General features: G+C 61.9%; 17 protein-coding genes and 2 pseudogenes. 18 read left to right on the forward strand and 1 reads right to left on the reverse strand.

The features are described 5' to 3' along the window. Window positions 1-68 precede the first annotated feature (68 nt). The 11 genes and pseudogenes from HNQ36_RS23545 (at window position 69) to HNQ36_RS23595 (ending at window position 10,102) form a co-directional block, all read left to right on the forward strand. Window positions 69-669, forward strand: a pseudogene (locus HNQ36_RS23545) (chromate transporter). A gap of 26 nt (window positions 670-695) precedes the next feature. Continuing rightward, a pseudogene (locus tag HNQ36_RS23550) lies at window positions 696-1,189 on the forward strand (chromate transporter). A gap of 87 nt (window positions 1,190-1,276) precedes the next feature. Next, window positions 1,277-1,771, forward strand: a complete 495-nt coding sequence (locus tag HNQ36_RS23555) for a tripartite tricarboxylate transporter TctB family protein (RefSeq protein WP_184089704.1) — start codon at window positions 1,277-1,279, stop codon at window positions 1,769-1,771. 7 nt (window positions 1,772-1,778) lie between these two features. After that, complete coding sequence (locus HNQ36_RS23560) at window positions 1,779-3,293, forward strand: tripartite tricarboxylate transporter permease (RefSeq protein ID WP_184089706.1); 1,515 nt, start codon at window positions 1,779-1,781, stop codon at window positions 3,291-3,293. A 144-nt stretch (window positions 3,294-3,437) separates the two neighbouring features. Beyond that, window positions 3,438-4,424, forward strand: coding sequence for a tripartite tricarboxylate transporter substrate binding protein BugD (locus tag HNQ36_RS23565; RefSeq protein ID WP_184089709.1), 987 nt, complete (start codon window positions 3,438-3,440; stop codon window positions 4,422-4,424). Window positions 4,425-4,624: 200 nt separating this feature from the next. After that, on the forward strand, window positions 4,625-5,419 hold the full coding sequence (locus HNQ36_RS23570; protein ID WP_184089713.1) for a thymidylate synthase: 795 nt from the start codon (window positions 4,625-4,627) through the stop codon (window positions 5,417-5,419). Beyond that, complete coding sequence (locus HNQ36_RS23575; RefSeq protein ID WP_184089716.1) at window positions 5,416-5,952, forward strand: dihydrofolate reductase; 537 nt, start codon at window positions 5,416-5,418, stop codon at window positions 5,950-5,952. The genes HNQ36_RS23570 and HNQ36_RS23575 overlap by 4 nt, the downstream gene beginning before the upstream one ends. Before the next feature lie 182 nt (window positions 5,953-6,134). Then, on the forward strand, window positions 6,135-7,271 hold the full coding sequence (gene hflK / locus HNQ36_RS23580) for an FtsH protease activity modulator HflK (protein WP_184089719.1): 1,137 nt from the start codon (window positions 6,135-6,137) through the stop codon (window positions 7,269-7,271). Then, the gene (gene hflC, locus HNQ36_RS23585; RefSeq protein WP_184089722.1) at window positions 7,268-8,167 is read left to right on the forward strand and encodes a protease modulator HflC; all 900 of its coding nucleotides are present in this window, start codon (window positions 7,268-7,270) and stop codon (window positions 8,165-8,167) included. Before hflK ends, hflC begins: the two co-directional genes overlap by 4 nt. A gap of 42 nt (window positions 8,168-8,209) precedes the next feature. Further along, window positions 8,210-8,410 carry a DUF2065 domain-containing protein gene (locus HNQ36_RS23590; protein WP_046827252.1) on the forward strand — a complete coding sequence of 67 codons (201 nt, stop codon included), beginning with the start codon at window positions 8,210-8,212 and terminating at the stop codon, window positions 8,408-8,410. Between the two features lie 171 nt (window positions 8,411-8,581). After that, window positions 8,582-10,102: a DegQ family serine endoprotease gene (locus tag HNQ36_RS23595; protein ID WP_184089725.1), complete on the forward strand. Its 1,521-nt coding sequence runs from the start codon at window positions 8,582-8,584 to the stop codon at window positions 10,100-10,102. Between the two features lie 166 nt (window positions 10,103-10,268). On the opposite strand, the gene serB is transcribed toward HNQ36_RS23595, so the two are convergent. Next, window positions 10,269-11,162 carry a phosphoserine phosphatase SerB gene (serB, locus tag HNQ36_RS23600; RefSeq protein WP_184089728.1) on the reverse strand — a complete coding sequence of 298 codons (894 nt, stop codon included), beginning with the start codon at window positions 11,160-11,162 and terminating at the stop codon, window positions 10,269-10,271. 9 nt (window positions 11,163-11,171) lie between these two features. Here serB and miaA point away from each other — a divergent pair, with 9 nt between their 5' ends. The 7 genes from miaA (at window position 11,172) to HNQ36_RS23635 (ending at window position 19,461) form a co-directional block, all read left to right on the forward strand. Continuing rightward, complete coding sequence (gene miaA, locus HNQ36_RS23605) at window positions 11,172-12,161, forward strand: tRNA (adenosine(37)-N6)-dimethylallyltransferase MiaA (RefSeq protein ID WP_184089731.1); 990 nt, start codon at window positions 11,172-11,174, stop codon at window positions 12,159-12,161. 278 nt (window positions 12,162-12,439) lie between these two features. Beyond that, a complete protein-coding gene (locus tag HNQ36_RS23610; protein WP_184089734.1) occupies window positions 12,440-14,218 on the forward strand; it encodes an acetolactate synthase 3 large subunit in 1,779 nt (592 codons plus the stop codon). Window positions 14,219-14,235: 17 nt separating this feature from the next. Beyond that, complete coding sequence (gene ilvN / locus HNQ36_RS23615) at window positions 14,236-14,778, forward strand: acetolactate synthase small subunit (protein ID WP_046829541.1); 543 nt, start codon at window positions 14,236-14,238, stop codon at window positions 14,776-14,778. A 19-nt stretch (window positions 14,779-14,797) separates the two neighbouring features. Then, window positions 14,798-15,670, forward strand: a complete 873-nt coding sequence (locus HNQ36_RS23620) for an EamA family transporter (RefSeq protein ID WP_184089737.1) — start codon at window positions 14,798-14,800, stop codon at window positions 15,668-15,670. A gap of 4 nt (window positions 15,671-15,674) precedes the next feature. Continuing rightward, entirely contained in the window at window positions 15,675-16,280 is a 606-nt protein-coding gene (locus HNQ36_RS23625) for a LysE family translocator (protein ID WP_184089740.1), read from the forward strand. A 141-nt stretch (window positions 16,281-16,421) separates the two neighbouring features. Next, the gene (gene ilvC, locus HNQ36_RS23630) at window positions 16,422-17,441 is read left to right on the forward strand and encodes a ketol-acid reductoisomerase (RefSeq protein ID WP_046827246.1); all 1,020 of its coding nucleotides are present in this window, start codon (window positions 16,422-16,424) and stop codon (window positions 17,439-17,441) included. Window positions 17,442-17,739: 298 nt separating this feature from the next. Next, entirely contained in the window at window positions 17,740-19,461 is a 1,722-nt protein-coding gene (locus HNQ36_RS23635; RefSeq protein ID WP_184089743.1) for a sulfatase-like hydrolase/transferase, read from the forward strand. Window positions 19,462-19,469: the final 8 nt, after the last annotated feature.

Raw genomic sequence — 19,469 nt, forward strand, 5'->3', positions numbered from 1 at the left:
CGCCCAGCACATGCGTGCTGCACTGGAAAATCGGTTGGTCTCTGTCGGGCTCCATTCTAAATCGGGTCATGCCTCCTGACAGCGCTTCAGCGATTCCCCGGCGCCCTGAAACCGCCGCGCCGGAGCGTCCGGGGCTGGTTGAACTGTTCGTGGCGTTCGCCAAGATGTCGCTTGCGGGGTTCGGCGGCGTGCTGGTGTGGGCGGCGCGCCATCGTCGATCAGCATCACTGGATGACGCCGGAGGAATTCAACGAAGCCTTCGCGCTCTGTCATTTCTTACCCGGTCCCAACATCGTTAACCTGTCGGTGGTGTTCGGCGCACGCTTCCGCGGCATCCCGGGAAGCATCGCGGCCTTTCTGGGTCTGGTCGGGCCTCCAGTGGTGATCGTCACCGTGCTGGCGGCGATCTATGCGCGATACGGCGAAATTCCTGCACTGCAGCGGACGCTGGCGGGTGTGTCCTGCGCCGCCGTCGGGCTGTTCCTCGCGGTCATCGCATGCATGATGATGCCGCTGTTGAAACGGCGAGATCCGGTCGCGCTTGCGCTGTTAGCCGCGGTGTTCGTCGCGATCGGATTGCTGCGGTTGCCGCTGGTGCCGGTCCTGCTGATTGCGATTCCACTCAGCGTTGTGGTGGCGTTCATTCTACGAAGAAGGGGTGCATTGTGAATACGCCGACGGGCACGCTGCTCACCATGGCGTGGACCTTCGGTCTGATGTCGCTGCTCGCCATCGGGGGAGCAAACTCAACGATTCCTGAAATGCATCGCGGCGCCGTCGAGGTTCGGCATTGGATGTCGGATGCGCAGTTCGCGGATATGTTCGCTATTGCACAATTGTCGCCGGGACCAAACGTGCTGATCGTGACACTGATCGGTTATCACGTCGCAGGTGCGCTGGTGGCGACATTCGCCATGTGTGGTCCATCGGCCGTCCTTGCCTATTTCGTCAGCAATGTGCTGACCGCTCGAACCAGTCGATCTGGCCCGAGGTCCTGCAGGCGGCGCTGGTTCCGATTTCCATCGGGCTGATGTCCGCCAGTGGTTTCATTCTCACGATAACGACCGGCGGTACGTGGGTCGCAGTGGTTCTTATTGTCGGCGCAGCAGCACTTGCACTGGCGACCCGGCTCAACCCGCTATGGATTTTGATTGTGGGCGGCATTCTCGGTTTTGCTGGCGTCGTCTGACGAAAATAGTTAAGCAATGGGGCGCGGAGGCACCTCTGCAAACAAGAGCAGACCGGGCTAAGCCCGCGACGACAGAGGGGGACGACGATGAGTGAAGCGCCAGATCGCGCTGCGGAAAAACCCGTGCGCGGGCTTATCAAGGGACCACAGGATTTTTACGGCGGCTTGGCCCTGATGGCGATTGCGCTGTTCGCTCTGTGGGCGTCCAGCGATCTTCAAGGCATGCGAGGATTCTCGTTCGGTCCGGGCACCGCGCCGCGCATGTTTGCATTTCTTCTTCTGGCGCTCGGCGCCGGCGTTGCCCTCACCGGGTTTCTTGCCGAGGGACCGCCGCTGCAACGTTACGGCATTCGCGGTCCAGTTTTCGTGACTGCGGCGATCCTGGTCTTCTCTGTCGCGATACGCCCGCTCGGTCTGATCGTGACGTCGTTCATATGCTTCATGATTGCCGCGATGGGAAGCGATGAGACGAAGTGGAAGGAGACCCTCATCGTTGGGATATTCCTGACGATCGGTTGCGCGCTCCTGTTCCCCTATGCGCTCGGGCTGCCGCTCGATCTTTTCCCACGCGTTCTGCGCTGAGGGCCTCATGGATATTTTTGCAAATCTCGCGCTCGGCTTCAGTGTCGCGTTCTCGCCCGTCAATCTCGGTCTCTGCCTCGTTGGCGCGCTGGTAGGCACGCTGGTCGGCGTGCTGCCCGGCATCGGCACCATCGCGACCGTTGCCATGCTGCTGCCAATCACGTTTGGCTTGCCGCCCGTCGGTGCACTCATCATGCTGGCCGGCATCTACTACGGTGCGCAGTACGGCGGTTCGACCACGTCGATCCTGGTCAACATTCCCGGCGAAGCGGGCTCGGTGGTCACCGCGCTCGACGGCTTCCAGATGGCCAAACAGGGCCGCGCCGGTCCGGCGCTGGCGATTGCCGCCATCGGCTCGTTCTTCGCGGGCTGTGTTGCAACCGTCCTGATCGCGTTGCTGGGGGCGCCGCTGACCAAGCTCGCGCTGGCGTTCGGCCCTGCCGAATATTTCTCGTTGATGGTGCTCGGCCTGATCTTCGCAGTCGTTCTGGCGAAGGGCTCGGTGCTCAAGGCGATCGCGATGATCGCCTTCGGCGTGCTGCTCTCGATGGTCGGTTCCGACATCGAGACCGGCGCATCGCGCATGTCGTTCAACGTTCCCGAACTCGCCGACGGACTGGGCTTTGCCACTGTGGCGATGGGTCTGTTCGGCTTCGCCGAGATTATCCGAAATCTCGATCCTGGCTCGTCGATGGAACGCAGCCTGGTGCAGCAGAAGATTTCCGGACTGATGCCGACCAAGAAGGATCTGAAGGACTCCGCTCCTGCCATCCTGCGCGGCACGACGCTGGGATCGATCCTCGGCATCCTGCCCGGGGGCGGCGCGGTGATCGCGTCATTCGCCGCCTACACGTTCGAGAAAAAGATATCGAAGCACCCCGAGCGCTTCGGCCGCGGCGCCATAGAAGGCGTGGCTGCGCCTGAAAGCGCCAACAACGCCGCGGCGCAGACCTCGTTCATTCCGCTGCTCACGCTCGGCATTCCGCCCAACGCCGTGATGGCGCTGATGGTCGGCGCGATGACCATTCACGGCATCGTTCCTGGCCCGCAGGTGATGCAGAAGCAGCCCGAACTCGTCTGGGGCATGATTGCCTCGATGTGGCTCGGCAACCTGATGCTGCTGATCATCAACCTGCCGATGGTCGGCATCTGGGTGCGGCTGCTGCGGGTGCCTTACAGGCTGCTGTTTCCCTGCATCGTCATCTTCTGCTGCATCGGCATCTATTCGGTCAACAATGCGCCGATGGACGTGGTCATGACCGCCGCTTTCGGTCTTGTCGGCTACTGGCTGGTGAAGCACGATTTCGAGCCGGCTCCGATGCTGCTCGGCATGGTGCTTGGCCCGCTGATGGAAGAAAACCTCCGCCGCGCGTTGTTGATCTCGCGCGGCGACTGGACGGTCTTCCTGACCCGGCCGCTGTCCGCGACTCTGATGGCAATTGCTGCAATCCTGCTGATCCTTGCGCTGTTGCCATCGCTTCGCAAGAAACGCGACGAGGTCTTCGTCGAGTCCGAGAACTAGGAGACGCGGTGCGGCGTTGCGCCGCGCCGTGCTGTCCCGGGTCTCGCCGCAAGTCGGATAGACTTGGCTGACCCGGTCATGCTGACACTGCTGGACGGAATAACCCGTTCGGAATTGAAGAGTTTTTTATCTGGGAGAACCGTCATGAATCTGCTCAAGCGCATGCTGGCGTCCTGCGGGATCGCTGCCCTTGCTGCTGTCGGCGCGGCCATCGGGCCGGCTCAGGCGCAAGACTATCCGACGCGCAACATCACCATGATCGTGCCGTTCGCGGCCGGCGGACCAACCGACGTCATCGCCCGCATTGTAACCGGTCACATGCAGCAGACGCTCGGCCAGTCGATCATCATCGAAAACGTGGTCGGCGCCGGCGGCACCACGGCATCGACGCGCGCCTCGAAGGCCGCGCCCGATGGCTACACCCTCATCACCGGCCACATGGGCACCCACGCCGCGTCCGTGCCGCTGTATCCGAAACTCGCCTATCATCCTTCCAAGGATTTCGAGGCCGTTGGTCTGATCGCCGGCACGCCGATCCTGATCCTCGCGCGCAAGGATTTCGCGCCGAAGGATCTCAAGGAGTTCGTCACCTACGTGAAGGCGAACACCGACAAGCTGAATGCTGCTCACGCGGGCGTCGGCTCGGTATCCTATTCATCGTGTGAGTTGTTGAATTCGGTGCTCAAGATCAATCCGACCGGCGTTCCGTTCAACGGCACCGGCCCGGCCATGAACGCGCTGGTCGGCGGCCAGGTCGACTATATGTGCGACCAGATCGTCAACGCCGTGCCGCAGGTCAAGGGCGGCACCATCAAGGCTTACGCCGTGGCGACGCCGGAGCGTAACCCCTCGCTGCCGGACGTTCCCACCACCGCGGAGGCAGGTCTGCCCGAATTCCAGGCGCAGGCCTGGAACGCAATCTTCGCGCCGAAGGGTACTCCGGCTCCGATCGTGGCCAAGCTGAACGCCGCGCTGGTGAAGGCGCTGGATGACGAAGGCGTCCGCAAGCGGCTGCTCGACCTCGGCAGCGTGATTCCAAAGCCTGCCGAGCGCACGCCGGAGTCGCTGAAGAAGCTGGTCGATAGTGAAATCACCAAGTGGTCGGCGGTGCTGAAGCCGCTCTCCAACTGAGATTCAGCTGACATAACCTGAGTTTGGCGGGGGCGGGACGCGAGTTCCGCCCCTTGTCTTTTGCTGTTGGAGCATGATCTTTCGGAAAACCGGTTCCCACTTTTCCGGATCATGCTCGTGGGCGATTCGATCCTCATTTTTCGGGGTATAATTGCTTCGCCGAAATCGAATCGCGGCGTGCGGCAGGCTAAACAGGCCCCATGAACCAGTATCACGATCTGCTCGAGCGAATTCTCAGCGACGGCGCGGAAAAAACCGACCGCACCGGCACCGGCACGTTGTCCGTGTTCGGCCATCAGATGCGGTTCAATCTGGCGTCGGGCTTTCCGATGCTGACCACCAAGAAGCTGCATCTGAAATCGATCGTCCACGAACTGCTGTGGTTTCTGGCGGGCGACACCAACATCAAATATCTCAACGACAATGGCGTCCGTATCTGGGACGAGTGGGCTGACGAGAACGGCAACCTTGGCCCCGTTTACGGATCGCAGTGGCGTTCCTGGCCCGCTCAGGACGGCGGCACAATCGATCAGATTTCCAATCTGATCGAGATGATCCGCAGAAATCCGGACTCGCGACGCCTGATCGTGAGCGCCTGGAATCCGGCCGAAGTCGACAAGATGGCGCTGCCGCCTTGCCATTGCCTGTTTCAGTTTTATGTCGCCAACGGAAAGCTGTCGTGTCAGCTCTATCAGCGCTCGGCGGATGTGTTCCTCGGCGTGCCGTTCAACATCGCGTCCTATGCGCTGCTGACGATGATGGTGGCGCAGGTCACCGGACTGAAGCCCGGCGATTTCGTGCATTCGCTTGGCGACGCGCACCTCTATTCGAACCATCTCGAGCAGGCGCGGCTGCAGCTCACACGTCCCACGCGTCCGTTGCCGACCATGAAGATCAATCCCGACGTGAAGGATATCTTCTCGTTCCGCTACGAAGACTTCACGCTCGAGAATTACGACCCGCATCCGCACATCAAGGCTGAGGTCGCGGTGTGACCGCGCCGGTGCCGACCGCTTCACATCCGCAGATTGTCTTCGTCGTCGCAGTCGCGGAAAACGGCGTCATTGGCCGCGACAACGCCATGCCGTGGCATCTCAAATCCGATCTCAAGCGCTTCAAGGCAATTACGCTGAACCGGCCGGTCATCATGGGCCGCAAGACATTCGCCTCGATCGGCCGTCCGCTGCCGGGCCGCACCAATATTGTCGTGACGCGTGACAGATCGTTTCAGGCGCCCGGGGTTGTTGTTGCAAACTCGCTCGATGCCGCGCACGACATCGCGCGGGGCGATGCGCTGCGGCGTTTCGTCACTGAGATTATGGTGATTGGCGGCGCCGAGATTTTTGCGCAATGGTTGAAAAAGGCTGACCGGCTGGAGATCACCGAAGTTCACGCCAGGCCTGAAGGCGACACGCTTTTGCAGCCGTTTGAGCCGGTGGAATGGGAACAAGTTGCGCGTACGGCGCATGCCAAATCAGACGGCGATACGGCCGATTTCTCCTACGTGACATATAAGCGTCGCGGCTAACGCCCGTGTCTCATAGTGCCGCAGATCGCGCCATTAACCGCGATCATGATGTTCGCATTGACAAATTTGCCCTGCATCATAGCTCTTCAGAGCTGGTGTCCTGCGTTGTAAGGACAGGGCGCGTCCCCTATAAGGCCCCAAGAGTTTGCGGAGCGCGAGCTTTCGCGCGGAGGAGACTAACGATGCCGTGGAAGAATCAAGGCGGAGGCCCATGGGGCTCTGGTCCGAAGGGTCCCTGGGGCTCCGGACCGCAATCGCCGGGACCGAGGCCACCCGATCTTGAGGATCTCCTGCGCCGTGGGCAGGATCGGCTCCAGACCATGCTGCCGGGAGGAAACTTCAGCGGCATGGGCATCGCGCTGGTTCTGGTCGCCGCACTGGCGATCTGGGGGCTGTCGGGCTTCTTCCGCGTGCAGTCCGAAGAACTCGGTGTTGTGCTGCGTTTCGGCAAGCATGTTCGCACGGTGCAGCCGGGTCTGAACTATCATCTGCCTTATCCGATCGAAACCGTGCTGCTTCCGAAGGCGCTGCGTGTTTCGACCCTCAGCATCGGTATGCGTGTGGTCGATGACTCGCGCCGCGGCGGTGGCACCACCATTCGCGACGTTCCCGAAGAAAGCCTGATGCTGACCGGCGACGAGAATATCGTCGACGTGGATTTCACCGTGCTGTGGCGTATCAAGCCTGACGGCGTGGGCAACTTCCTGTTCAACATCCAGAATCCGGAAGGCACCGTGAAGGCGGTTGCCGAAAGCGCCATGCGCGACCTGATCGGCCGCTCCACCATTCAGCCGATCCTGACCGGCGCGCGGACCACCATCGAAGCGGCTGTGCTCGAACTGATGCAGAAGACGCTCGACAGCTACGGCTCCGGTATTCTGATTCAGCAGGTGCAGATGCAGAAGGTCGATCCGCCGTCGCAGGTGATCGACTCGTTCCGCGACGTGCAGGCGGCTCGCGCCGACCTCGAGCGCTTGCAGAACGAAGCCCAGACCTATGCCAATCGTGTCGTTCCCGACGCGCGCGGTCGCGCGGCGCAGATTCTCCAGGTCGCCGAAGGCTACCGCGAGCAGGTCGTCGCCGAAGCCAAGGGCCAAAGCTCGCGCTTTCTCAGTGTCTATGAAGCCTACAAGAAGGCGCCTAACGTGACACGCGAGCGGATCTATCTTGAAACGATGGAAAAGATTCTCGGCGGAGCCGACAAGCTCGTGCTCGACCAGGGCGCGAACGGATCGGGTGTGGTTCCCTATCTGCCATTGAATGAAATCGGACGTCGCACGCCGCCGGCTGCGCCACAACAGGGCGGGAGCACCCGATGAAAAACGGCATCGCAGGTATCGTTGCTCTTTTCGTTCTGCTGGTCGCCATCGTTGTCGGCTACAGCTCACTGTTCACTGTGAGCGAGACGCAGCAGGTTCTGCTTGTGCGTCTCGGCGAGCCGGTGCGCGTGGTTACGACGCCAGGTCTGAACTTCAAGGTTCCGTTCATCGATTCCGTCATCAGCATCGACAAGCGGATACTCGACCTTGAGAACCCCTCGCAGGAAGTGATCGCGTCTGACCAGAAGCGACTCGTGGTCGATGCGTTCGCGCGCTATCGGATCAAGGATCCGCTCCGGTTCTATCAAACCCTCGGTTCGATCCAGGCGGCCAACATTCAGCTCACTACGCTGCTCAACTCGTCGCTGCGGCGCGTGCTTGGCGAGGTGCCCTTCATCCAGGTTGTCCGGGATGAGCGCGATGTCCTGATGGCAAGAATTCGCGACCAGCTTGATCGTGAAGCCACGAGCTATGGCATCGCAGTGGTCGATGTGCGAATCCGCCGTGCCGATTTGCCCGAACAGAACAGTCAGGCGGTTTATCAACGCATGCAGACCGAGCGCCAGCGGGAGGCAGCGGAGTTCCGCGCACAGGGCGGCCAGCGGGCACAGGAAATCCGCTCCAAGGCCGACCGTGAAGCAACGGTCATCGTCGCCGAGGCCAATTCTCAATCCGAGAAAATTCGGGGCGAGGGCGACGGCGAACGCAACCGGCTGTTCGCTGAGGCTTACGGCCAGGACGCGGATTTCTTTACGTTCTACCGCTCGATGTCCGCCTATGAAAACAGTTTGAAGAACAACGACACCCGCTTCCTGCTCCGGCCGGACTCGGAGTTCTTCCGCTATTTCGCCAACCCGACGGGCAAGCCCGCCGCCGCCAATGGTTCTGCCCGCTAAGATGCGGCTGGAAGCGCGCGATCAGGCAGGAGTCGTCGCCGTATGAGGTCAATTGGATACGGCGACCTTCTGGTCGGGGTCGGGATCATGTTGGTTCTGGAGGGCTTGCTGTTCACGGCGCTCCCGAACTGGATGCGTTCGGCGATGAAAAGCGCGCTATCCTCGCCCGACAACATCCTGCGCGCCGTCGGGCTCGTCTCGGCGGTGGTCGGCCTGCTGCTGATCTGGCTGGTGCGGCATTAGGCTGATCCCAAAAGCCGGCTGACAGCGTTGTGAGACGCAAAGCCGGCTTTTCGCCGCAATCGCATCGGTTGATCGCTGGAATTCCGCTCAACGGCGGTGCTTGCGCACCCATCGCTTTCAGGCGCAATCTGGAGCCAAATGATCCGCCTCTTTTCAGGAGACTTTTCGACCATGTCCGATGCGTTTCAAGCATTGAGCCGCCGCGTATTGCCGCTTGCCGCAGCTGTCGGTTTCGCCCTCGTTGCGACGCCGGCGCTGGCCCGCGGGCCGGACGGCATCGCCGACGTCGCGGAGAAGGTGATCGACGCGGTCGTCAACATTTCCACGTCGCAAACCGTCGACGCCAAGAACAACGATGACAAGGGTGGTGACGAGCGCGGTAACAACAACCGGCGCGGCGCCAATCCGCAGCTTCCGCCGGATTCGCCGTTCAGCGAATTCTTCGATGAATTCTTCAAGAACCGCCGCGGCGGTCCGGATTCCAAGGGCAACTCGCCGCGCAAGGTGAATTCGCTGGGTTCCGGCTTCATCATCGACGCCGACGGCACCGTGGTCACCAACAACCATGTGATTGCCGACGCCGACGAGATCAACGTCATTCTCAACGACGGCACGAAGATCAAGGCTGAAGTGATCGGCAAGGACAAGAAGAGCGATCTCGCTGTCCTGAAGTTCACGCCGCCGGAGAAGAAGATTACGGCGGTGAAGTTCGGCAATTCCGAGAACCTGCGTCTCGGCGAGTGGGTGATCGCGATCGGCAATCCGTTCAGCCTTGGCGGCACGGTGACCGCCGGCATCGTCTCGGCGCGCAATCGCGACATCAATTCGGGTCCCTACGACAACTACATTCAGACTGACGCCTCGATCAATCGCGGCAATTCCGGCGGTCCGCTGTTCAATCTCGACGGCGAAGTGATCGGCGTGAACACCGCGATCATCTCGCCGTCAGGCGGATCGATCGGCATCGGCTTCGCCGTGCCGTCGAAGACCGTGATGGCGGTGGTGGATCAGCTGCGCCAGTTCAAGGAAGTGCGTCGCGGCTGGCTTGGCGTCCGGATCCAGCAGGTCACGGACGAAATCGCCGAAAGCCTCAGCATCAAGCCTGCGCGCGGTGCGCTGATCGCCGGCGTCGACGACAAGGGTCCGGCCAAGCCTGCCGGCATCGAGCCCGGCGATGTCGTCGTCAAGTTCGACGGCAAGGACATCAAGGAAATGAAGGATCTTCCGCGCGCCGTTGCCGACTCGCCGGTCGGCAAGGCGGTGGACGTCGTCATCATCCGCAAGGGCAAGGAAGAAACCCGGAAGGTCACGCTCGGACGTCTCGATGACGGCGAAAAGGCGGTTGAAGCCTCAGCCAAGACCACCAGCCCGGTTGAAACCGAAAAGCCGGTGACGCAGAAGGCGCTCGGTCTTGATCTCGCTGGTCTTAGCAAGGATCTGCGGACGCGCTACAAGATCAAGGACAACGTCAAGGGCGTGATCGTCACTGGCGTCGATAGCGGGTCCGATGCGGCCGAGAAGCGCCTCAGCGCTGGCGATGTGATCGTCGAAGTCGCGCAGGAAGCTGTGACCAATGCCGCCGACGTGAAGAAGCGCATCGACCAGTTGAAGAAGGACGGCAAGAAGTCCGTGCTGCTTCTGGTGTCGAACGGCTCCGGCGAACTGCGCTTCGTCGCTCTGGCGGTGAAGTAAGGCGGCATTCCGGGGCGTACGTGCTTACGCGCCTCGAAATCTCGCATTTCAAAAGTGTCGTCCCCGCGAAAGCGGGGACCCATACTCCTAAAACAGACTGCTCATCTCCGGATTGACATAACCTCCGGTGGTTATGGGTCCCCGCTTTCGCGGGGATGACGCGGAATTATCCGGCCACAAATTCTGAGCGCTTGTAGCCCTGCATGTAGAGCAACGCGGTGAGATCGCCGTGATCGATTCGTGCGCCGGCAGCGGCGGCAACTGCTGGCTTGGCGTGATAGGCAACGCCGGCGCCGGCCTGTTCGATCATGGCGAGATCGTTGGCGCCGTCGCCGACCACCAGCGTGTCCAGATTGTCGAGGTCGAAGGATTCACGCAGGTCCACCAGCGTCGCGAGCTTCGCCTCGCGGCCCAAAATCGGCTCGGCGACTTGTCCGGTCAGCTTGCCGTTCTCGGTCAACAGCTCGTTGGCGCGGTTTTCCTGAAATCCGACCAGTTCGGCGACGCGCTTGGTGAACAGCGTGAAGCCGCCCGAGACGAGGCATGCATAGGCGCCGTGCGCGCGCATGGTGCGGACCAGTTCGATCGCGCCCGGCGTCAGCGTGATGCGGCTCTTGAGAACTTCATCGACCACAGTGACTGGAAGACCCTTCAGCAGCGCCACGCGCTCTCGCAGCGCCGGCTCGAACTCGATCTCACCGCGCATGGCGCGCTCGGTGATCGCTGCGACGTGCGCCTTGAGGCCGGCGAAGTCGGCGAGTTCGTCGATACATTCCTGGCCGATCATGGTTGAATCCATGTCGGCCAGCAGCAGTTTCTTGCGCCGGTCGAGCTGCGGCTGCACCACGACATCGGCGCGGATGCCATTCATGGCCTCGCGCAAGCGGTCTGAAATTGTGCGAATGTCGTCGGTGCTGCTAAAGCGGATATCGGCGGCGACGCCCTCGAACAGCCAGTCGCCATGTTCAGGCGAAGGCAGCGCGGAGCGCGCGGCATCGATTGCGGTCGAGTCGAGTTCGGGCTCGGCGGGATTGCAGATCAGCGTGACGACGAGAGACATGACGGCTCGATGTTGACAGATGACGTAGACGGGAAGGGTGGCACCAAGGCCGTGCTTATCGCAGGGCCGACGGCCAGCGGCAAGTCGGCGCTGGCGCTCGCCCTTGCAGAAGTGACCGGCGGCGTCGTCATCAACACCGATTCCATGCAGGTTTATCGTGACTTGCGGATCATCACGGCGCGGCCAACACCGGATGAGGAGGCACGCGTTCCGCACCGGCTGTATGGCACCTGCGACGCTGCGGTGAACTGCTCGGCGGGGTCATGGGTGGCGGATGCCACGGCGGTGCTGGCGGAGGCGAGGGCCGCCAATCGCCTGCCGATCTTCATCGGCGGCACCGGGTTGTACTTCAAGGCGCTGACCCGCGGACTCTCCGCGGTGCCGCCGATTCCGCAGGTGGTACGTGACGATGTACGGGCGCGCATGGAGCGGGACGGCGTCGAGGCGCTGCATGCGGAACTGGCGCGGCGTGATCCGGTTTCGGGTGACAAGCTCAAGCCCCGCGACAGCGCACGCATCGCGCGGGCGCTGGAAGTGATCGAAGCCACCGGCCGCGCGCTGCCGGACTGGCACAATGAGGGACTTCCGCCGCTGCTTGAGCCCGAAGGGATCAAAGCCGTTTTTCTCGCGCCGGACCGTAACGAACTCTACGCCCGTATCGACCATCGCTTCACAATGATGTTCGATGGCGGCGCGCTGGACGAGGTTGCGGCGCTGGCGGCGCGCAAGCTCGATCCGATCCTGCCGGCGATGAAGGCGCACGGCGTGCCGGCCATGATCCGGTATCTCGCGGGGGATCTCACATGCGAGAAGGCCATCGAGATCGGCCAGACCGACACTCGCCACTACGCCAAGCGGCAGTTCACCTGGTTCAGGCACCAGCTGCCGGAGTTTGAATGGGTCGCCCCCGATGCGGCCCGCGAATGGCTTACCCGTGCACTTTCGCTCTCGCCAAACGCGAGGAAACGGCTAAGCTCCACCGACCAAGCGCGGGCTTGACTTTCAGTATTTGGATCGTATAACCCGCGCAACCTTTGGAAACTCGAAGACGATAATGCGCAATAAAGTTACCAGCCTCCTTATTATCGTCGTACCCTGGCGCACCGCTGGGGGTAGCTGACGGCTACCCACGACAAGGCGGTGTGCGAAGGGTCCTCTCGGGCCCTTTTTTATTGGCGCGCATGACCCTGAAAAGTGTGAAGCGGTTTTCAGATCAGGTCATGCGCAAAACAGAACTACACTGACGAAGCAGCGCGACGAGCGCCCCGGAGCGAACCATGAGTGACAGCAAGGCACACGATCCCAACCAGATGACCGGCGCGGCGATGATCGTACGCGCGCTCAAGGATCACGGGGTCAAGCATATCTTCGGCTATCCCGGCGGCGCAGTGCTTCCGATTTACGACGAGATCTTCCAGCAGAGCGACGTCGAGCACATCCTGGTCCGGCACGAGCAGGGCGCAGGCCATGCGGCCGAAGGCTACGCGCGCTCCACCGGTCTGCCGGGCGTTGCACTGGTGACGTCCGGTCCTGGCGCCACCAACATGGTGACGCCATTGACCGACGCGCTGATGGACTCGATCCCGCTTGTCTGCATCACCGGACAGGTTCCCACGCACCTGATCGGCAACGACGCGTTCCAGGAATGCGACACCGTGGGCATCACGCGGCCCTGCACCAAGCACAACTGGCTGGTGCGCCGGATCGAGGATCTGCCGCAGGTGCTGCACGAGGCGTTCTACGTCGCGACCACGGGGCGTCCCGGTCCGGTGGTGGTCGACGTGCCGAAAGACGTGCAGTTCGCGACCGGCACCTATCATCCGCCGCGCAAATCGGACGTGCATATTTCCTACAATCCGCGCGTGAAGGGCGATGCCGCGCAGATCCGCAAGGCCGTCGCGCTGCTCGCTTCGGCGCGGCGTCCGGTGATCTATTCCGGCGGCGGTGTCATCAATTCCGGCCGCGAAGCCTCCAAGCTGCTGCGCGAACTGGTCGAGGTCACGGGCTTTCCGATCACCTCAACGCTGATGGGCCTTGGCGCGTATCCGGCGTCGGGCAAGAACTGGCTCGGCATGCTGGGCATGCACGGCACCTACGAAGCCAACATGGCGATGCACGATTGCGACGTGATGCTGTGCGTCGGCGCGCGGTTCGATGACCGTATCACCGGCCGCACCGACGCGTTCTCGCCGAACTCGAAGAAGATCCACATCGACATCGATCCGTCGTCGATCAACAAGAACATCCGCGTCGATGTGCCGATCATAGGTGATGTCGCCAACGTGCTGGGCGACATCCTGACGGTGTTCAAGGCCGAGGCGCAAAAGCCGAAGATTGATCCGTGGTGGTTCGAGATCGGACGCTGGCGCGCGCGTAACTCGCTGGCCTACAAGAAGAACGACGACATCATCCTGCCGCAGTATGCGATCCAGCGGCTGTTCGAGCTGACCAGAAATCACGACACCTACATCACGACGGAAGTCGGTCAGCATCAGATGTGGGCAGCGCAGTTCTTCGGCTTTGAGGAGCCGCACCGCTGGATGACCTCCGGCGGTCTCGGCACCATGGGCTACGGCCTGCCGGCGGCGCTGGGCGTGCAGGTGGCGCACCCGGACAGCCTCGTGATCGACATCGCGGGCGATGCCTCGGTGCAGATGACGATGCAGGAGATGTCGAGCGCGGTTCAGTACGAACTGCCGATCAAGATTTTCATCCTCAACAACCAGTACATGGGCATGGTGCGCCAGTGGCAGCAGCTGCTGCACGGAAACCGGTTGTCGCATTCCTATTCGGAAGCGCTGCCGGATTTCGTCAAGCTCGCGGATGCGTTCGGTTGCGTCGGACTTCAGGTGATCAAGCCTGGCGATCTCGACGGCGCGATCAACGAGATGATCAAGGTCAAGAAGCCGGTGCTGTTCGACTGCCGTGTCGCCGCGCTGGAAAACTGCTTCCCGATGATTCCATCGGGCAAGGCCCATAACGAGATGTTGCTTCCTGCCGAAGCAAACGAGGAAGCAACGACCGCGGCGTTCGCCGGCGGCAAGGCGCTGGTGTGACGATGAAAGCAGAGACAATGGAACAGCCCGCATCCGCCTACTTCATGGAGGATCGTCACGATCCCAACGAGACGCATACGTTGTCCGTGCTCGTGCAGAACGAGCCGGGCGTGCTTGCGCGCGTGATCGGCCTGTTTTCGGGCCGCGGTTACAACATCGACAGTCTCACGGTGTCGGAAACCGAACACGCCAAGCATATGTCGCTGATCACCATCGTGACGACCGGTACGCCGATGGTAATCCAGCAGATCAAGCACCAGCTCGACCGCATGATTCCGGTCTATCGCGTGGTCGATATGACGCTCACCGGCCGCGCCATCGAGCGCGAACTGGCGATGGTGAAGGTCAAGGGCACGGGCGATCTGCGGATGGAGGCGCTGCGGTTGTCGGAAGCGTTCCGTGCCCGCGTGATCGACGCCACCACCGAGAGCTTCGTGTTCGAGATTACCGGCGGCACCGCCAAGATCGATCAGTTCATCAACCTGATGATTCCGCTCGGTCTCGTCGAGGTGTCGCGGACCGGTGTCGCCGCCATCGCGCGTGGACCGGATGGGACGTAACCGCGCGCACATCTGACCGATGAAACCGATCGATATCGCATTGGCCATCGCCGTGGCCGTGATCTGGGGAGTTGGCTTTGTGGCGACCCGGATCGCGGTTGACGAGATGTCGGCGACGCTGCTGACGGCGCTGCGCTTCGGCATCACGGCGCTGCCATGCCTGTTCCTGCCGCGTCCGAAACTGTCCTGGGGATTGATCATCGCGATCAGCTGGCTGCTGGTCGCACAGTTTCTGGCGCAGACCTATGGCCTGGCCCATGGCGTGCCGGCCGGATTGACCGCAGTGATCGTACAGAGCCAGGCGCTGTTCACGGTGGCTTTTGCGGCCATCTTCCTCCGCGAACTGCCGACGCGGCTTCAGGTTATTGGCATCGCGATTTCGATGTGCGGACTTCTGTTGATCTGTTTCACGGTTGGCTACGATTTCAGCGTGTGGGCCTTTGCGGTGCTGATGACCGCACCGATCAGCTTTGCGGTCTCCAATCTGATGCTCCGCCGCGCGCAGGATGTGTCGATGCTCGACCTGTTCGCATGGATCGGCCTTCTGGCGATGCTGCCGCTGCTGACGATCTTGCTGACCGTCGAGGGGGCCGCCGCGACGTGGCAGGCGCTGACGCATATCTCGCTGCTGGCGGCGTCCTGCGTGCTCGCGCTGGCGCTGCTCGGAACCACGCTGGGCTACTGGATCTGGGGCCGTCTGCTGCGGAAGTATTCCGCAGCACAGGTGGTGCCGTTCGCGCTGCTGGTGCCTTTCTTCGGCGCCGGTGCATCGAGTATCGTATTCGGCGAGACCTTCGGCCCCTTGCGCCTGACCGGCATGATCGTCGTCGTGCTCGGTATTGCCGTCATGTTGCTCTCGCGTCGTCCGCCACCCCTTGTCGAAGTGGCCTGATGTCATGATCTCCCAGCAGCTCGCCATCGCGTTTATCGCTTTCGCCGCCGCGGCCTTGTTCACCCCGGGGCCGAACAACATCATGCTGATGGCATCCGGCCTGAACTACGGATTTCGCCGGACGCTGCCGCACGTCGCCGGCGTCACCATCGGCTTCTCGTTTCTGGTCGCCGTGATCGGGCTCGGCCTCGGCGCTGTGTTCGCGGCCTATCCGGTGCTGCATACCATCCTGAAATATGCCGGTGCTGCGTATCTGATTTACCTCGCGGTCATGATTGCGCTGTCGGGGCCGGCGGATACCGGCGGAGCCGGGGAGGGGAAGCCGATGACCTTCCTTGGAGCTGCGATGTTCCAGTGGGTCAACGTCAAGGGCTGGGTGATCGCGGTGGGCGCGATTACCGCCTACGCCGCCATTGCGGCTTACCCGCTGAACATCGCGACGCTCTCGATCCTGCTGTTCCTGATCGGGCTGGGCTCGTCGCTGACCTGGGTGCTGCTCGGCACCTCGCTGCAAGCGCTGGTGAAGTCACCCCGGGCGGTCCGTATTTTCAACGTCGTTATGGCCTTGCTTCTGCTGGCCTCGCTCTACCCCGTTCTGAAGGAGCCTTGATTTAGTTGCACTGCAGAAATGGGGCTCGCGGGCTTGTCTCGCAGCACCAGCCGCCCTACACAACGGCGGCAATTCATCCGGGCCTTACCGGCCCGACCCATCCGAAAATCGCGTGATTTGGCCAATCGAAGGAAAACGAAAATGCGTGTTTATTACGATCGCGACGCCGACCTGAACCTGATCAAGGGCAAGAAGGTGGTCATCGTCGGCTACGGCAGCCAGGGCCATGCCCACGCGCTGAACCTGAAGGACTCCGGCGTCAAGGAAGTGGCCATTGCGCTGCGCAAGGGTTCCGCCACCGCCAAGAAGGCCGAAGCCGCCGGCTTCAAGGTGATGGAAGTCGCCGAGGCCGCGAAGTGGGCCGACGTCATGATGATGCTGACGCCCGACGAACTGCAGGGCGACATCTATCGCGATCACCTGCACGACAACATGAAGCAGGGCGCGGCGCTGCTGTTCGCGCACGGCCTCAACGTGCATTTCAACCTGATCGATCCGCGCGCCGACCTCGACGTTCTGATGGTCGCGCCGAAGGGTCCGGGCCACACCGTGCGCTCCGAGTATCAGCGCGGCGGCGGCGTGCCGTGCCTGATCGCGATCAGCAAGGACTCGTCGGGCAATGCCCACGATCTCGGATTGTCCTACGCCTCCGCCATCGGTGGCGGCCGCGCCGGCATCATCGAGACCACCTTCAAGGAAGAGTGTGAGACCGATCTGTTCGGCGAACAGGCCGTTCTTTGCGGCGGTACGGTTGAACTGATCCGCGCCGGCTACGAGACGCTGGTCGAAGCCGGCTACGCGCCTGAAATGGCGTACTTCGAGTGTCTGCACGAACTGAAGCTGATCGTCGACCTGATCTATGAAGGCGGTATCGCCAACATGAACTACTCGATCTCCAACACCGCAGAGTACGGCGAATACGTCACCGGTCCTCGCATCATCACCGCCGAGACCAAGGCCGAGATGAAGCGCGTGCTGGCCGACATTCAGTCCGGCAAGTTCACCCGCGACTGGATGCTGGAGAACAAGGTCAACCAGGCATCGTTCAAGGCGACCCGCGCCCGTGCCAACGAGCATGACATCGAGGCGGTCGGCGCCAAGCTCCGCGACATGATGCCGTGGATCAAGAAGGGCGCTCTGGTCGACAAGACCAAGAACTGATCGTCCGGTTCCCCGCAAACGGGGACGGGCAGCAAGCATTCGTTAACGGGGCCGCCTTCGCGGCCCCGTTTTCGTTGCGGGGCGCCCGGGCCGGATCGCAGCTCCAGTACCGGTCCCGGGGCTGAACAGGCGCTGAACAGCCCCGGTAAACCCCTGCGGCTAAAGATCAAGTTGCAGGCGTATGACGGTTACACTACGATTTTGTGACACGTCGCGGTTACCGGCCGCACGGTTTGCCTCCTGGCCGCCGCCAGCAAAGGCGTCAGCACAGTGCCGGGTGTAGTTCGCGTCAAAGGCAATGTTGCCCCCGCCGACCTCAGTGCCGCCTACGCTGCCTCCCGCAAGCGCGGTTACGGGCGCCCTTGCGCCTGTCGGGTACTGGCGGCTTCTCGCGGTGGCGATGCCGCATCTCGCGGCCCTCGGCGTTCTGCTGCAAACCGAAACGGATTTTGGCTCGCGTCTGGTCTTCCTGTTGTGCTGGGGCGCGCTGAATTTTTCGTGGATTGCGCTGCTGCGGCGACCTGCGCTGTCTGGCGCGCTGTCGCTGACGATGATCGTTGTGCTCGTACTGCTGTCGCGCCTCAAGCACGACATCGTGCAAATGACCGTGAACTTCGTCGATCTCATGATGATCGACCGCGACAGCGTCGCGTTCCTGTTCACAATCTTCCCGAGCCTGCGCTGGTCCGCGGTGATTTCAGCGCTGCTGATCGTCCCGCTGATGGTGGCGCTGTGGCGGCTCGATCCGTTTCGTATTCGGCGGCTACCGGCGACGGTCACAGCGCTCGCCTGCATCGCGGGACTTGCGGGCTGTTCGCTGGCGTGGCCGCAAGAGGACTGGCGCGGATACTACGCAGACAATTATATCTCGAAGTTCGCGCGCTCCGGCGTGATCGCGGTGTCCGATTTCGCGAATGGCGGGTTCATGGAATCCGACGCGGTGGCGCTCGAGCGTCTGAAGCTTCCCCTGGAAGAAGCGTGCCATCCGGCAGGGCGGCGCCCGCATATCATCATGATCCACGACGAGTCGAGCTACGACATCCGCTCGGCGCCGCAGATCAAGGTGCCTGCCGGTTATGGAAAGCATTTCGTTTCTGGCGACGGCAAGGTGCGAAAGTTTCTCGCCGAAAGCAATGGCGGCTCGAGCTGGCTGACGGAATACAATGTGCTGACCGGCCTTTCGTCGCGCTCATTCGGAAGGTTTTCGTATTTCGTGACCCGCATCGCATCGGGCCGGGTCGAGCGTGGGCTGCCGCTGGCGTTGCGCCGCTGTGGCTACAGCACCGTATCGCTCTATCCTGCCTATGGCGCGTTCATGAGCGCGCGCAGTTTCCAGACCACCACCGGCATCCAGAAATTCTACGACGCACGCGATCTCGGCGCGAAAGGTATCGAGACCGACGCCTTCTTCTATGACAACGCAGTCCGGCTGCTGTCGCAGGAAAAGCAGGGCACGCCGGTCTTCATGTATGTCTATCTCGGCGCCAATCACTTCCCGTGGGTATCCACCTTCCGGCCGGAGCAGACGCCGGCATGGCGCACTCTTGGCAACGAGCCGAAGATCGATGAATACCTGCGCCGCCAGACCATGAGCGCGCAGGATTACAACGCGTTCGTTGCGAAGCTGAAGAAGCAGTTTCCCACTGAACCATTTTTGATCGTGCGTTATGGCGATCACCAGCCGGAATTCTCATCGCTCATCATCGAACCGAATATGACCGAGGATGACATTGCGAAACGGCTGATGGTCTATGACCCGCGTTATTTCGCGACCTATTACGCCATCGATTCCGTCAACTTCAAACCCGTCGGCAGTCCGACTGCGATGGAAACCATCGACGCGGCCTATCTGCCGCTGGTTGTTCAGGACGCTGCCGGTATCCCGCTCGATCCGTCCTTCGAGGAGCAGAAAAAGATCATGCTCCGCTGCAAGGGGCGGTTCTATTCCTGCAAGGACGGTGCGGAGGCGCGGCGCTTCAATCGCCTGCTGATCGACGCCGGGTTCATCAAGAACCTTTAGCCCTAACG

Origin of the sequence: Afipia massiliensis (genome assembly GCF_014203115.1) — a bacterium.
Lineage (GTDB): Bacteria > Pseudomonadota > Alphaproteobacteria > Rhizobiales > Xanthobacteraceae > Afipia > Afipia massiliensis.